Raw genomic sequence first — 12,385 nt, 5'->3', positions numbered from 1 at the left:
GACACCCCCGTTTGATCTGTTAATTTCGAACATCATCCAGACGCATAGCAATACCGTGACTTGCCATATAGCGTTTAGCTTCTTCAATTGTGTAAGTGCCGAAGTGGAAAATAGACGCTGCCAATACCGCGCTGGCATGGCCTTCTTTAACGCCGGCGACCAGATCGTCCAGCGAGCCGACACCGCCGGAGGCAATCACCGGAACACTCACAGCATCTGCCACAGCGCGGGTCAGTGCCAGATCATAACCAACTTTAGTGCCATCACGATCCATCGAGGTCAGCAGGATTTCCCCTGCTCCGCGATCAACCATTGTGCGGGCAAATTCAATCGCATCAAGACCGGTTGCATTGCGGCCGCCATGGGTGAAAATCTCCCAGCGATCCGCCTCTCCTGCACCGGATACTTTCTTGGCATCCACGGCGACAACGATGCACTGATTACCGAATTTATCGGCTGCTTCTGCAATCAGATCAGGATTTTGTACCGCAGCAGTATTGATTGACACCTTGTCGGCACCGGCCAGCAAGAGTTTGCGGATATCAGCAACTGCACGTACACCACCACCGACAGTCAGTGGCATGAAACATTGCTCAGCGGTGCGCGCAATCACATCGAAAATCGTCTCACGATTGTCGGAAGATGCAGTAATATCGAGAAAGCACAATTCGTCAGCACCTGCTGCATCATAGGCTTTTGCAGCTTCCACCGGATCTCCGGCATCAATCAGATCAACAAAGTTGACGCCCTTGACGACGCGGCCGTCTTTTACATCGAGACATGGAATAACCCGTGCTTTAAGCATTTTCGCCTCCGGTCCGGCGCGTCTTTTTAAAGTTTGTCTGTCCTCGCTGCGCTGCGGGCAGACGGGTACTTCCATCTTTTACATCGAGACATGGAATAACCCGTGCTTTCAAAGTCATTGTGCGGCCTCCCTAGCGGCACGTAACAGTGCCAGCGCCTCAGCCGGATCAATACGGCCGTCATAAAGTGCACGACCGGAAATCGCACCTTCTAGCTTGCGGGCGTCGGCTTGCGTCATACGATGAATATCATCCATCGAGGCAAGACCGCCGGAAGCAATTACCGGAATAGACACGGCTTCTGCCAAGCCCAGAGTTGAAGGCCAGTTGATGCCCGCCAAAATCCCGTCGCGGTCAATATCCGTATAGATAATCGCTGCGACCCCTGCCCCTTCAAATTTCTGCGCCAGTTCAATCACGCCGAGTTCTGAAGCCTCTGCCCAGCCCTCAACCGCGACATAGCCGCCTTTGGCATCAATACCAACAGCCACTTTGCCCGGAAATTCTTTACAGGCTTCAATCACCAGCTGCGGGTCACGCACGGCAACAGTGCCGAGAATGACGCGTGACAGGCCTTTATTTAACCATGCCTCAATATGCTCCAGCGTGCGGATACCGCCGCCGAGCTGCACCGGATTTTTGGTTGCTTTGAGAATAGCCTCAACCGCTGCACCATTGACACTGGAACCGGCAAAAGCGCCATTCAGATCAACCACATGGAGCCACTCAAATCCCTGATCTTCAAAGGCTTTAGCCTGAGCCGCAGGATCAGTGTTATAAACCGTGGACTGGTTCATATCACCCAGTTTCAGGCGAACGCATTCACCGTCTTTCAGGTCAATTGCCGGAAAAAGTATCATGGCTTCCACTTCAGGAAATTAGTAATGAGTTTAAGGCCGAGACGCTGGCTTTTTTCCGGATGGAACTGCGTCCCGACAATATTATCGCGTGCAATTGCCGCCGTTACGCTCCCGCCATAACTGGTGGTTGCCAGCACATCAGCGCTGTTTTTCACATCAAACATATAGGAATGCACGAAATAAGCATGCAAGCCATGCTCGCCGGTTTCTATATCGTTGAATACCGGATGGGCATGGTTCAGCTCGATGGTATTCCAGCCGATCTGCGGAATTTTCAAAGCGGCATCAGACGGTTTCATCTCGCGCACATCGCCCTCAATCCAGTTCAGACCATTGGTGATGCTTTTTTCCAAACCGCGTGTTGAAAGCAGCTGCATCCCAACACAAACGCCGAGAAACGGCCGTGCTTTATGCTGAACAACTTCACTCAAAGCATCAACCATGCCGGAAACCGCATCCAGACCGCGACGGCAATCGGCATAGGCACCGACACCTGGCAGCACAATATGATCTGCGGCCAGTACGGCTTTGGCATCACTGGTCACGTCCACATGAATGGGACTGCCCATATCCGATACCGCACGTTCAAAAGCCTTGGCTACCGATTTGAGATTTCCGGAACCATAATCAATAATGGCAACACGCATGTCACGACCTTCCGTGATAATCAACCAGACCGATCATAGCGCCGTCTGCAGCATGCGTTGCCGCAGGAACCGCCGTGCCGGTCACAGTGCCGGACAAAACCTTATTGTCAGAAGATACAGAGACAGGCTCTGCTTTTTCTGCCGGTTTTGCAGCACCATAAAAATAAAGAGTTTCCGCATCGCTCAAGTCATTGGCGCTGATCAGTGCCACTTCCTCATAACCCTTGCGTCTGAGCGCTGTGAGATACCAGTTACGCCCTTCCAGCGCAACAAACAGCGACAGCAAAAGTGACAGGCCGGAAACGACAAAAGCAGAAGAAAGATAAGAGCCCAAAACGCTGAATGCACCCCAACCGATCAAAGCAACCATCAGCGCATGCCACCACAAGCGATGCACCAATAACCAGAGAAACGGCAGGATCAGCGCGAAGACGGTAAACTCATCGCGCACAAAAATCGTATGGTCACCCGCAACAGCTTTAACCGGTTTCAGTTTTACCGCGTCCGTTGGTTCCAGAACGATATAGCTGGCCATAATCAGCCTTTCAGCGTACCTTTTGTCGAAGGAATGGCATCTTTCTGCCGCGGATCGGTTTCAATCGCCATACGTAATGCGCGCGCCACAGCCTTGAAACAGGTTTCGGCAATATGATGATTATTGATACCATAGCGCATATTCACATGCAGGGTAATGCCCGCATTCTGCGCCAGTGCCTGAAAGAATTCCCGCACCAGTTCTGTATCGAATGTGCCGATTTTCGGTGCATTGAATGCCACATTCCAAACCAGAAACGGACGACCGGATACATCAAGCGCCACAGAGGTCAGTGTCTCGTCCATAGCGAGATCAATCGAGGCGTAACGCACGATGCCGCGACGCTCACCCAGAGCTTCCGCAATAGCCTTACCGATCGCAATACCGGTATCTTCAACCGTATGATGGTCATCAATATGTGTGTCACCCTTGGTGGTGATTTTCATATCAATCAGCGAATGTCGCGATAATTGCTCCAGCATATGATCGAAAAAGCCAACGCCGGTCGAAATATCGAAACGGCCCGTACCATCCAGAAAGACTTCAGCTTCAATGCTGGTTTCTTTGGTGCTGCGGCTGACTTTTGCTGTACGCTGATTGCTCATATTGATAACCCGATCTTGTTCTTCTCCACAGCCGTTCTAGAACAGAGCCGGAGTTTTGCCAAATGCTTTGATGATAGAGGCTGTATTATTGTCCGTTGTAATTTACGTATGAGATCATAAATACAGCAGATCGATTTGATGAAGACCAATCAGCGGAGTTGCGCAAATGATTGAACATAATCCGAATACAATTTACGGCACCACCATTGTCACCGTGCGCAAGGGCAATAAAGTGGTGATCGCCGGTGACGGACAGGTGTCCCTCGGCCAGACTATTATGAAGGGCAATGCCCGCAAAGTGCGTCGCATCGGCAAAGGCGGCAGCGTGATTACCGGTTTTGCCGGTGCCACAGCTGATGCTTTCACCCTGCTTGAACGGCTGGAAGCCAAGCTGGAACAATATCCGGATCAGCTGATGCGCGCATCCGTAGAGCTGGCCAAAGACTGGCGTACCGACCGCTATTTGCGCAAACTGGAAGCGATGATGCTGGTTGCTGATAAGAATATCACGCTGGCCATTACCGGCCTCGGTGACGTTCTGGAGCCGGAAAATGGCGTGATGGCCATCGGTTCCGGCGGTAATTATGCCCTGTCGGCTGCCCGTGCACTGATAGACACAGACATGGATGCGGAAACGATTGCCCGTAAAGCAATGACCATTGCAGCAGAAATCTGCGTTTACACAAACAGCAATTTCACTGTCGAAAGTCTTGATTGCGCGTAAGAACCTGCCAATTATGCGGTATCGTTATTTAGTTTTGTAAAACACTAAAGGTTTATCGTGACCGCATCATCACTTCCGCCTGCCGCGTCAAAGCCACATTGGCAGTGGGATAAAATCCTGCTCATCATTGTAATCACAGCAGCCGTTCAGGCGGTTATTTTGTACATGATGGGGCGCGTTCCGGTCTGCGAATGCGGAACAATCCGTCTCTTCGTCAATGAAGTGAACAGCAATGAAAATTCCCAGCAATTCTTTGACTGGTACACGCTGTCTCACATCATTCACGGTTTTATTTTCTACGGATTGTTCTGGCTGATTTCACCAAAAGCACCGCTGCATGTGCGGTTGCTGCTGGCGCTCGGACTGGAAATCGGCTGGGAGCTGGTTGAGAATTCGAATTTCATTATTGAGCGCTACCGGGCCAATACATCCTCCGTGGATTATTTCGGTGACAGTATTCTCAATTCCGTATTCGATACGCTCTCCATGGTACTGGGCTTTTTTCTAGCAGCCCGGCTTCCTATATGGGTGATTATCGTCACGGCAGTGTTTTTCGAAATTCTTGCCCTTATCGTTATTCGAGACAACCTTATTCTCAATGTTATCATGCTGCTGCATCCGGTTGACTTTATCCGGCAGTGGCAAAGCGGATCCTGATAAATATGACCACATTTTCTCCACGTGAAATCGTCTCTGAGCTTGATCGCTTCATTATCGGTCAGAAAGCTGCCAAGCGCGCTGTTGCCATTGCCCTGCGCAATCGCTGGCGCCGTCAGCAGCTGGAAGGCAATATGCGCGAAGAAGTGATGCCGAAAAATATTCTGATGATCGGACCAACCGGCGTCGGTAAAACGGAGATTTCACGCCGTCTTGCCAAGCTGGCTGGTGCACCTTTCATCAAGGTTGAAGCAACAAAATTCACTGAAGTCGGCTATGTCGGTCGCGATGTGGAACAGATCATCCGTGATCTGGTGGAAATCGCCATTGGCCTCGTGCGCGAGAAAAAGCGCGAAGAGGTGAAAGCCAAAGCCCATATCAATGCGGAAGAACGCGTATTGGACGCATTGGTCGGCAAAACTGCCAGCCCTGCGACCCGTGACAGTTTCCGCAAGAAACTGCGTGAAGGCGATCTTGATGATAAAGAAATCGAGATTGAACTGGCTGATAACAGCTCCGGTATGCCGGGTTTTGAAATTCCGGGTATGCCAGGTGCCAATATTGGCATGATAAACTTAAGCGATATGTTAGGCAAAGCCATGGGCGGGCGGACAAAGCCGCGTAAAACCACGGTTAAAGAATCCTATGCGCTGCTGATTAATGATGAATCCGACAAGTTGCTTGATCAGGATCAGGTGACACAGGAAGCACTGGAAGTCACCCAGAATGACGGTATCGTCTTCCTTGACGAGATCGACAAGATCGCATCCCGTGAAGGCGGTATGGGGGCAGGGGTTTCCCGCGAAGGCGTGCAGCGTGATTTGCTGCCGCTTGTTGAAGGAACCACCGTTGCGACCAAATACGGGCCGGTTAAAACCGACCATATTCTGTTTATCGCTTCCGGCGCTTTCCATGTTTCCAAACCATCGGATTTGTTGCCGGAATTGCAGGGTCGATTGCCGATCCGTGTTGAGCTTAATGCTCTGACACGCGAAGATTTCCGCTCAATCCTGACGGAAACCGAAGTCAGCCTGCTGAAACAATATGTGGCGCTGATGGCCACAGAAGAAGTGACGCTGGAAATCACCGACGATGCCATTGATGCGCTTGCGGATATTGCTGTTGATCTCAATTCCACCATTGAGAATATCGGTGCGCGTCGTCTGCAAACGGTAATGGAAAAAGTATTGGATGATATTTCATTCAATGCGCCGGATAAAAGCGGCTCCACTTTCACCGTGGATGCAGTTTATGTGCGCAGCAGCATCGGTGATCTGGCCAAGAATATCGACCTGTCACGCTTCATTCTGTAATGCGGATATAAGCCGACTATAAGCATTGTGTGACATTCACACATCATATGCAGTTAAGTTTTTGAAACCCTCTCGACTTGTGCGCGAGGGTTTCATATTTTCTGCGCGAAGTTAAAATGCCGTGCTTTCCTGAAATTCCCATTCAGCAGGACAAGCAAATGCGAACGGAGCAAAAATACCTATGAACCTCGGCAACAATTTTAAACGGATAGCAATTGCTGCCGGAACAGGTTTTTTTGCACTGACACTCGTCTCCAATGCACAGGCTACAACTGTTGTGCCGGCCGGTAACCGCAATACCGAGCAGCCGACCATTCCCGGCGCCTCTGCCAACCGCACCAAAAAAATGCGCACGACTTATGAAGCCAAATATCAGAAAATCTACGGATTGCTGAAATCGGATCGTGGCTTGCGCACCAAAATCAAATCGGCGGCCGCAGCCTATAATATTGATCCCGTGCATATTGCCGGTGCGATTATCGGCGAGCACACCTATAATGTTGATGCCTATGACCAGCTGCAGACCTATTATGTCAAAGCTATTTCCTATGTGAAACAAGGTGTCAGCTTCAGCTATAAAGGTGAATCTGTCAGCGATTTCATCAAACGCCCTGAATTTGAGAAATGTGCCGGTCTGTCAGACAGTTATTCCCTCTGGACCTGCCGTGAAAATATCTGGGACAGCAAATTCCGCGGCAAAAAAATTGACGGTAATGCCTATCCGAATAACCGCTTCGCTGCCGTGTTTTTCCAGCCTTTCTATGCAGGTCAGACCTTTGGCCTCGGTCAGATCAGCCCGCTGACGGCTTTGCAAATGTCTGACTTAGTCAACCGCGTATCCGGCCTGCCGAAGCTCAGTGCTGATGATGGTGCACAGGTTTATAAAACCATTATGGACCCTGATCTGAGCCTGCACTATATGGCGGCGACCATCAAACATTCCATTACCGCCTATAATAAATATGCCGATTTCGATATTTCGAAAAATCCGGGTATTACCGCAACTCTGTATAATACCGGCGGGGCAGACAGCCGCGCCCGTGCTCTGGCGGCTCTCAATGCAGGCAAACAGAATAAACAGCTGCCGCAGGAAAATTACTATGGCTGGCTGGTCAATTCCAAAATTGATGATCTGAAATCATTATTTTAAATTGAGGTTTCAGAGCGTGTCGCATTTAATTGTATCCGCTGCGCTCGCTCTAGATTCTTTATTTGCTCGCATTATCACGGGCGTCAAGTTGATCCAACTTGATTGTGAAATGCTCTAACGCAGGCTGCGGTGTTTTTTATGAGCCAGCCGCAGCGTTGTGCTAAGGCTTTCAATCATATTCCTGTCCAGAATACGGATATGATTGGCCAAGAGATTAGCTAATTCTGTAGCCTCCGGCGACAGGCCAGAAGTGTCGATTGTCACACGCGGATGCGAGATCATTGCCAGATTTTGCAACTCCTCTGCCTCATCCCAGATAATATTGAAATAACCGATAATTCTTTGCAGCAGATCCCATGTCGGCTGACCGCGGCGCCCGTGCTCCAGTGCTGAAAGATAAGCGGCCGACACGCGGATAGCTGTCGCCATTTCCTTCTGGCTGACACCGCGTTCCTCACGCAATTTCCGTAAACGCTGACCAAATGGTGTCATGATAATGGCCGCTTTCCTGACGGGAAGGACTGGCGCTCTGCGAGCTTCTCAGCCGGTGTCTTGCGCAACCTGACATAGAGCGCACCTTGCCCGCCGTGATGGCGCACAGCATCCTCATAGGCGCTGACATAGAGGCGGAAGAGGGGCGTGGAGAACCAATGCGGCACAGCCTGTTTTAACACGCCGTCACTGCCCATGGATGTGCCTTTGCCGGTAATCACCAAGACAAAGCGCAGACCTCTGTGCCAGGCATCTGAGAGGAAACCATATAGCAGATCATGCGCTTCATGCTGGCGCATACCATGCAGATCGATCCGCGCCTGAATTTCAACGCGTCCCTTGGCAATCTTACGGATTGTCGGCCGGTCGATATCGTGAAGCGGATTGGTGACCACTTCTTGTTTTTTACGGCTTTGCAGAGATGTTTCACCGGCTGCTTTGGCAACAGACGCTTTGACCGGCTCGGCCACCACACGCTGCGGAATATTGATACCATTCTCAATATCCCACAGATGCATATCCTCGATCACAAAGGCCTGCCGTGGCTTAACAGGACGCAAAGGACGGGTTGTGCGTGCAACTGTTTCCCAGAGAATACGATCCTCATTTTTGAGAAAGCCAGAATTCTGTTTTGATAAAACCTCAGCCGGATCGGGTTCCACTTTCGGATTTTTTGGTATTTTCATTATATTTTCATCCGAAATGCGCGTGGCAGAGCGCTTATTCTTTTTGTGTTTCATAATGCTAATCCGCCACAGTTTTTCGGGGAACCAGCATTATAAAATCAGCATCATGGCGTATTCCGCCGGCAAGCTCGCCAGCCGCATCGCCGGAACCGAAAAACAGATCGCCGCGGGCAGGGCCAAGAATGGCTGATCCGGTATCCTGAGCAATCATCAAATGACGAAAAACCTCGCCATTTTCTAAATTCTTATGTGTGTTTATGAAAAACGGCGTGCCAAAGCAATGATATTTACGATCCACCGCCAGCGATCTTTGTGCGGACAGAGGCACTTTAGCTGCCGCCACCGGCCCGGACAAAGGATCATCCACCGGAGCTTCACGGAAGAAAATATAAGACCGGTTATGCCACAGAATTTCATCAATACGGGCAGGGTGCTCTGCCAACCATTGCCGGATCGACTGCATAGTGACCTTTGCAGGTTCCAACTCGCCTTTATCAATCAGAACCCGTCCTGCACCGGTAAAGCCATGGCCTGACTTAGCTGCATAGGTCAGGCGCATCTGCGTGCTATCGTCAAAATTCAGACGCACAGCACCTTGTACATGAGCGAAATAGGCATCCACTCTATTGTCTACATAGGCAATTTCCAGCCCCTGATCTGCCAGCGCACCCTCATCAATCGCCTGCCGGTCAAAATATTCGGTGATCTGCCAGTTATGAAACCGGCCAAAAGCCATGTCCTCAGGCAAATTTTTCGGACGGTTATCCGCATCCAGCTTGATGAGATCTGGCGGCTTTCGATAAAACGGCACTGAATATTGTGCAGTTTTTACACGGGAAGCAGCAATTTCCGGTTCGTAAAAACCGGTTACAAAACCGGTTTTCCGGTCATGGGGAATGATTTTAACGGGATAAAAGCAGCGCTCAAAGAATGCACGCGCTGTCTGCCGGTCAATTTGTTGTCCCGCCGCCAATGAACGGGCTTGCGCGAAAACAGGCAAAAGGGCTTCAAATTGCGGGCCGAGACTGCCGCTCTTATAGAGATGCGTTTCGGCATAGATGGCGGATTTCAAAAAAGCATAAAAGGCTGCAGCGTGATCATCTTCCGCCCAGCCAGCGCAATCGGTGAAATCAAGAGGCTCAGTGGAGCAGTGCGCAGCAGACAGATCTGACATAACACTGCTCCTCAAATATTTTTAAGTTCTGACAATTACCGATGCTGTTTCAGCATCAGAGATAGAGCATTTCCAGTTTTGTATAATCTGAGGAAATGCTCTATTTCTTTGTTTTTACGCATTTCCTGACGCAAAACCGGTTCCCACTTTTGCTGGAAATGCTTTAATCTTCCGCTTCGGTTGCCACCAGTTTCCAGTTCGGATCGCGGTTTGCAGTGTTACGGGCAAAAGTCCAGACATCGCGGATTTCCGCAACTGTTTCCAGATCGCCGTCGATAATATTGCCTTGCTTGTCCTGTGTCGCAGAGATCATCTCGCTGACAATACGCACTGTAACCTGTGCATCTTTGCCTTTCATATCAGCCGCAATGATTTTTGCCTGATTAATACCGACAAAGGTGGAATTCACTTTTTCACCACGGGTTTCGCGCTCTTTAATCGCAGCATCAAAACCTTCGTAAACATCTTTGGAAAGCAGGTTTTTCAAAGTTTTACGATCACCGTCGGCAAAGGACAGCACAATCATCTCATAGGCCATTTTGGCACCGTTGAGGAATTCTTTCGGATCAAAACCGGCATCCTGTGCACGAATATTGCGCAGGCCGTTGTTCAGCTCCGAGCCTTCCGGTGCCATTGCATCAATTGTTGTAAAATCTTTTGCCTGATTTTCAATTGTCTGGCGTTGCGGCAGCGAAACAACATTATCTTTCTGCTGCGACAGAGCGGCAGTATCATCCTGACGCGTTGTATAAGGATCAAAAGGCGGCCGCTCATTGCCTGTGCGTTTGCCCAATACACTGCGCAGCTGCAGGAAAATAATCACTGCAACAATGAAGAAAAAGAATGTGCCAAAACTGAAAAAATTCATACCGCTCGCCAATTATCTCCGCAGTGATCTGCCGGAACTCATAATGAACTTCTAGAGCATTTCCAGTTTAAATTGAATCATTATAAATGCTCTAGTCTTTTTGTTTTTATGCATATCTTGTTCCGAAAACCGGTTCCCACTTTTCGGGATGCACTCTAGCTATTCAGTTTCAGGTTTTGCCTGTACTGAAGAATTATACAATATCTTTTTTACAGAACATATTCTGAATATGCTGTACCAGACCGGATATTGTATAATTCTTCAGTACGGGCAATCCGCCAGATGTGCTGCAACCAGTTATTAAGACGGCTCAAAGATACCATAAAAACGCTATGTTTTGAAAAAATATATAGTTCACCGCATTCCGGCATTCAAATGCCAAACCGGAATTCTTATCTGTATATCCTGTTTAAAATCATAATCCGGCATATTTACGGTAAAATCCGCCCGTGCCGCTCCACTATCAAGAGGTTCATCACCCGTGACAAAAATGCTTGGTCCGATCAGCCTGCTGCTGTTTTTAGCCCTGCCATTTATAGAGATCGCCGGTTTTGTCATTGTCGGTTCAGAAATCGGTGTGCTGGCAACACTTGGTCTGATTATCCTCAGTGCGGTTCTGGGTTTTGCATTATTGCGTCGTCAGGGTCTGAGCCTGCTTAACCAGATGAAAGCAGAAACCGCCGCAGGACGTGCACCGCAACGTGAAATCATTCACGGAACCTTGCTGATTTTTGCCGGTATTTTGCTGATTATTCCGGGATTTCTGACCGATATTATCGGACTTTTGCTGTTTATCCCGTTTGTCCGCGACCTGATCTGGAATCGTTTTTTACGTAACCGTGTGGTGATGGCGACTGATTTTCAGGCGGGCAGCGCCAGCTATCAGCATTACGGACAAAGACATACGCCACAGGATGACGATATTATTGATCTCGACCCTGAGGATTATTCCAGTTCATCGGATGAGGACAAAAAGAGTAAGAACTCTCCTTGGGGTACAGATCCGAAAGAGATTGAAGACAACAGAAAATGAATATGCAGCTTGAAAACCGCAGAGCAGCATAATTTATTGCCGGTACTGCGTTTTTACGCCTGCCTTTTTAGTATTATCAAATAATGCGCCGCGTTATTGCCTGTAAAAGGTACATATGCTAGCCAAAAGACACATGTTTCGGATTGCTTTTGCAACAGCCATTGTTTTCTGAAATCAGGGGTTCAATTTTATGGTTCAATAGCTTCTTGCGAAGTTTGTTTTACAATAAAATTGTATAAGCTTTCAAAGTGTTACAACACAAATCATGTGTTGTCATACTGTTCGACGGTCTGTCGATCATCGTTAACAAAAAGGTATATGATAATGGCAGAGACGCCAAACGAAGCACAGAACGGTAACGGTAGTGCACAGCCATCCCTCAACATTCTGGCTCAGTATATCAAGGATTTTTCCTTTGAAAGCCCGAATGCACCGCTTTCCCTGCGTCCGCGTGAAAATGCGCCAAACATCAGCATCAATGTTAATGTGAACGCAAATCCGATCGCTGAAGGCGATTTTGACGTTGTTCTGACCCTGACCGCACAGGCCGGTGAAGGCAAAGAAGTTCTGTTCAGCACAGAGCTGGTTTATGGCGGCGTTTTCCGCATTCAGAACATTCCGCAGGAACATATGCTGCCGATCCTGTTCATCGAATGCCCGCGTCTGCTGTTCCCGTTTGCCCGTCAGATCATTGCTGATGCAACACGCAATGGTGGCTTCCCGCCGCTGATGATCGACCCGATCGATTTCGCCACCATGTTCCAGCAGCGTATGGCTGAAGAACAGGCAAAAGCTCAGGTTAAAAACTAAGCTTTCTGAAGATTTTACAAAAAAAACC

The 12,385-nt window shown here is 49.2% G+C and carries 15 protein-coding genes; 6 read left to right on the top strand and 9 right to left on the bottom strand.

What is annotated here, in order from left to right:
- Positions 1–19: 19 nt before the first annotated feature.
- The 5 genes from hisF to hisB all read right to left on the bottom strand — a co-directional run bounded on the left by hisF (position 20) and on the right by hisB (position 3,450).
- Entirely contained in the window at positions 20–805 is a 786-nt protein-coding gene (gene hisF, locus A918_RS0100500; protein ID WP_022709159.1) for an imidazole glycerol phosphate synthase subunit HisF, read from the bottom strand.
- A gap of 114 nt (positions 806–919) precedes the next feature.
- A complete protein-coding gene (gene hisA, locus A918_RS0100495) occupies positions 920–1,663 on the bottom strand; it encodes a 1-(5-phosphoribosyl)-5-[(5-phosphoribosylamino)methylideneamino]imidazole-4-carboxamide isomerase (RefSeq protein ID WP_022709158.1) in 744 nt (247 codons plus the stop codon).
- Positions 1,660–2,310: an imidazole glycerol phosphate synthase subunit HisH gene (gene hisH / locus A918_RS0100490; protein WP_022709157.1), complete on the bottom strand. Its 651-nt coding sequence runs from the start codon at positions 2,308–2,310 to the stop codon at positions 1,660–1,662. Before hisH ends, hisA begins: the two co-directional genes overlap by 4 nt.
- A 1-nt stretch (position 2,311) precedes the next feature.
- The gene (locus A918_RS18980; RefSeq protein ID WP_022709156.1) at positions 2,312–2,845 is read right to left on the bottom strand and encodes a DUF2628 domain-containing protein; all 534 of its coding nucleotides are present in this window, start codon (positions 2,843–2,845) and stop codon (positions 2,312–2,314) included.
- Between the two features lie 2 nt (positions 2,846–2,847).
- Positions 2,848–3,450 (bottom strand): imidazoleglycerol-phosphate dehydratase HisB, encoded by a 603-nt coding sequence (hisB, locus tag A918_RS0100480; protein ID WP_022709155.1) that lies wholly within the window; start codon positions 3,448–3,450, stop codon positions 2,848–2,850.
- Positions 3,451–3,616: 166 nt separating this feature from the next.
- On the opposite strand from hisB, the gene hslV reads away from it, so the two are divergent.
- The 4 genes from hslV to A918_RS0100460 all read left to right on the top strand — a co-directional run bounded on the left by hslV (position 3,617) and on the right by A918_RS0100460 (position 7,294).
- Positions 3,617–4,174: an ATP-dependent protease subunit HslV gene (gene hslV, locus A918_RS0100475; protein WP_022709154.1), complete on the top strand. Its 558-nt coding sequence runs from the start codon at positions 3,617–3,619 to the stop codon at positions 4,172–4,174.
- Positions 4,175–4,231: 57 nt separating this feature from the next.
- A complete protein-coding gene (locus tag A918_RS0100470) occupies positions 4,232–4,831 on the top strand; it encodes a DUF2585 domain-containing protein (protein ID WP_022709153.1) in 600 nt (199 codons plus the stop codon).
- Positions 4,832–4,836: 5 nt separating this feature from the next.
- On the top strand, positions 4,837–6,144 hold the full coding sequence (gene hslU, locus A918_RS0100465; protein WP_022709152.1) for an ATP-dependent protease ATPase subunit HslU: 1,308 nt from the start codon (positions 4,837–4,839) through the stop codon (positions 6,142–6,144).
- A 181-nt stretch (positions 6,145–6,325) separates the two neighbouring features.
- On the top strand, positions 6,326–7,294 hold the full coding sequence (locus A918_RS0100460; RefSeq protein WP_022709151.1) for a DUF1402 family protein: 969 nt from the start codon (positions 6,326–6,328) through the stop codon (positions 7,292–7,294).
- 114 nt (positions 7,295–7,408) lie between these two features.
- On the opposite strand, the gene A918_RS0100455 is transcribed toward A918_RS0100460, so the two are convergent.
- The 4 genes from A918_RS0100455 to A918_RS0100440 all read right to left on the bottom strand — a co-directional run bounded on the left by A918_RS0100455 (position 7,409) and on the right by A918_RS0100440 (position 10,514).
- Complete coding sequence (locus A918_RS0100455; RefSeq protein WP_022709150.1) at positions 7,409–7,786, bottom strand: helix-turn-helix domain-containing protein; 378 nt, start codon at positions 7,784–7,786, stop codon at positions 7,409–7,411.
- Entirely contained in the window at positions 7,783–8,472 is a 690-nt protein-coding gene (locus tag A918_RS18975; RefSeq protein WP_084664573.1) for a Smr/MutS family protein, read from the bottom strand. The genes A918_RS0100455 and A918_RS18975 overlap by 4 nt, the downstream gene beginning before the upstream one ends.
- A gap of 58 nt (positions 8,473–8,530) precedes the next feature.
- Positions 8,531–9,646, bottom strand: coding sequence for a murein transglycosylase A (locus A918_RS0100445; protein WP_022709148.1), 1,116 nt, complete (start codon positions 9,644–9,646; stop codon positions 8,531–8,533).
- A 163-nt stretch (positions 9,647–9,809) separates the two neighbouring features.
- On the bottom strand, positions 9,810–10,514 hold the full coding sequence (locus A918_RS0100440; protein WP_022709147.1) for a Tim44/TimA family putative adaptor protein: 705 nt from the start codon (positions 10,512–10,514) through the stop codon (positions 9,810–9,812).
- Between the two features lie 490 nt (positions 10,515–11,004).
- On the opposite strand from A918_RS0100440, the gene A918_RS0100430 reads away from it, so the two are divergent.
- Positions 11,005–11,547: an FxsA family protein gene (locus A918_RS0100430; protein ID WP_022709145.1), complete on the top strand. Its 543-nt coding sequence runs from the start codon at positions 11,005–11,007 to the stop codon at positions 11,545–11,547.
- Positions 11,548–11,871: 324 nt separating this feature from the next.
- On the top strand, positions 11,872–12,357 hold the full coding sequence (gene secB, locus A918_RS0100425; RefSeq protein ID WP_022709144.1) for a protein-export chaperone SecB: 486 nt from the start codon (positions 11,872–11,874) through the stop codon (positions 12,355–12,357).
- The last annotated feature ends 28 nt before the right edge of the window (positions 12,358–12,385 follow it).

Origin of the sequence: Pseudochrobactrum sp. AO18b, assembly GCF_000409565.1 — a bacterium.
GTDB lineage: Bacteria > Pseudomonadota > Alphaproteobacteria > Rhizobiales > Rhizobiaceae > Pseudochrobactrum > Pseudochrobactrum saccharolyticum.
Note: the sequence above shows the minus strand (reverse complement) of the source record. Positions and strands in the feature narration are given on the sequence as shown.

Coding starts and splice junctions, on each gene's coding strand:
- hisF (WP_022709159.1), bottom strand. CDS start 805: ATGCTTAAAGCACGGGTTATTCCATGTCTCGATGTAAAAGACGGCCGC.
- hisA (WP_022709158.1), bottom strand. CDS start 1,663: ATGATACTTTTTCCGGCAATTGACCTGAAAGACGGTGAATGCGTTCGC.
- hisH (WP_022709157.1), bottom strand. CDS start 2,310: ATGCGTGTTGCCATTATTGATTATGGTTCCGGAAATCTCAAATCGGTA.
- A918_RS18980 (WP_022709156.1), bottom strand. CDS start 2,845: ATGGCCAGCTATATCGTTCTGGAACCAACGGACGCGGTAAAACTGAAA.
- hisB (WP_022709155.1), bottom strand. CDS start 3,450: ATGAGCAATCAGCGTACAGCAAAAGTCAGCCGCAGCACCAAAGAAACC.
- hslV (WP_022709154.1), top strand. CDS start 3,617: ATGATTGAACATAATCCGAATACAATTTACGGCACCACCATTGTCACC.
- hslU (WP_022709152.1), top strand. CDS start 4,837: ATGACCACATTTTCTCCACGTGAAATCGTCTCTGAGCTTGATCGCTTC.
- A918_RS0100460 (WP_022709151.1), top strand. CDS start 6,326: ATGAACCTCGGCAACAATTTTAAACGGATAGCAATTGCTGCCGGAACA.
- A918_RS0100455 (WP_022709150.1), bottom strand. CDS start 7,786: ATGACACCATTTGGTCAGCGTTTACGGAAATTGCGTGAGGAACGCGGT.
- A918_RS18975 (WP_084664573.1), bottom strand. CDS start 8,472: ATGAAAATACCAAAAAATCCGAAAGTGGAACCCGATCCGGCTGAGGTT.
- A918_RS0100445 (WP_022709148.1), bottom strand. CDS start 9,646: ATGTCAGATCTGTCTGCTGCGCACTGCTCCACTGAGCCTCTTGATTTC.
- A918_RS0100440 (WP_022709147.1), bottom strand. CDS start 10,514: ATGAATTTTTTCAGTTTTGGCACATTCTTTTTCTTCATTGTTGCAGTG.
- A918_RS0100430 (WP_022709145.1), top strand. CDS start 11,005: ATGCTTGGTCCGATCAGCCTGCTGCTGTTTTTAGCCCTGCCATTTATA.
- secB (WP_022709144.1), top strand. CDS start 11,872: ATGGCAGAGACGCCAAACGAAGCACAGAACGGTAACGGTAGTGCACAG.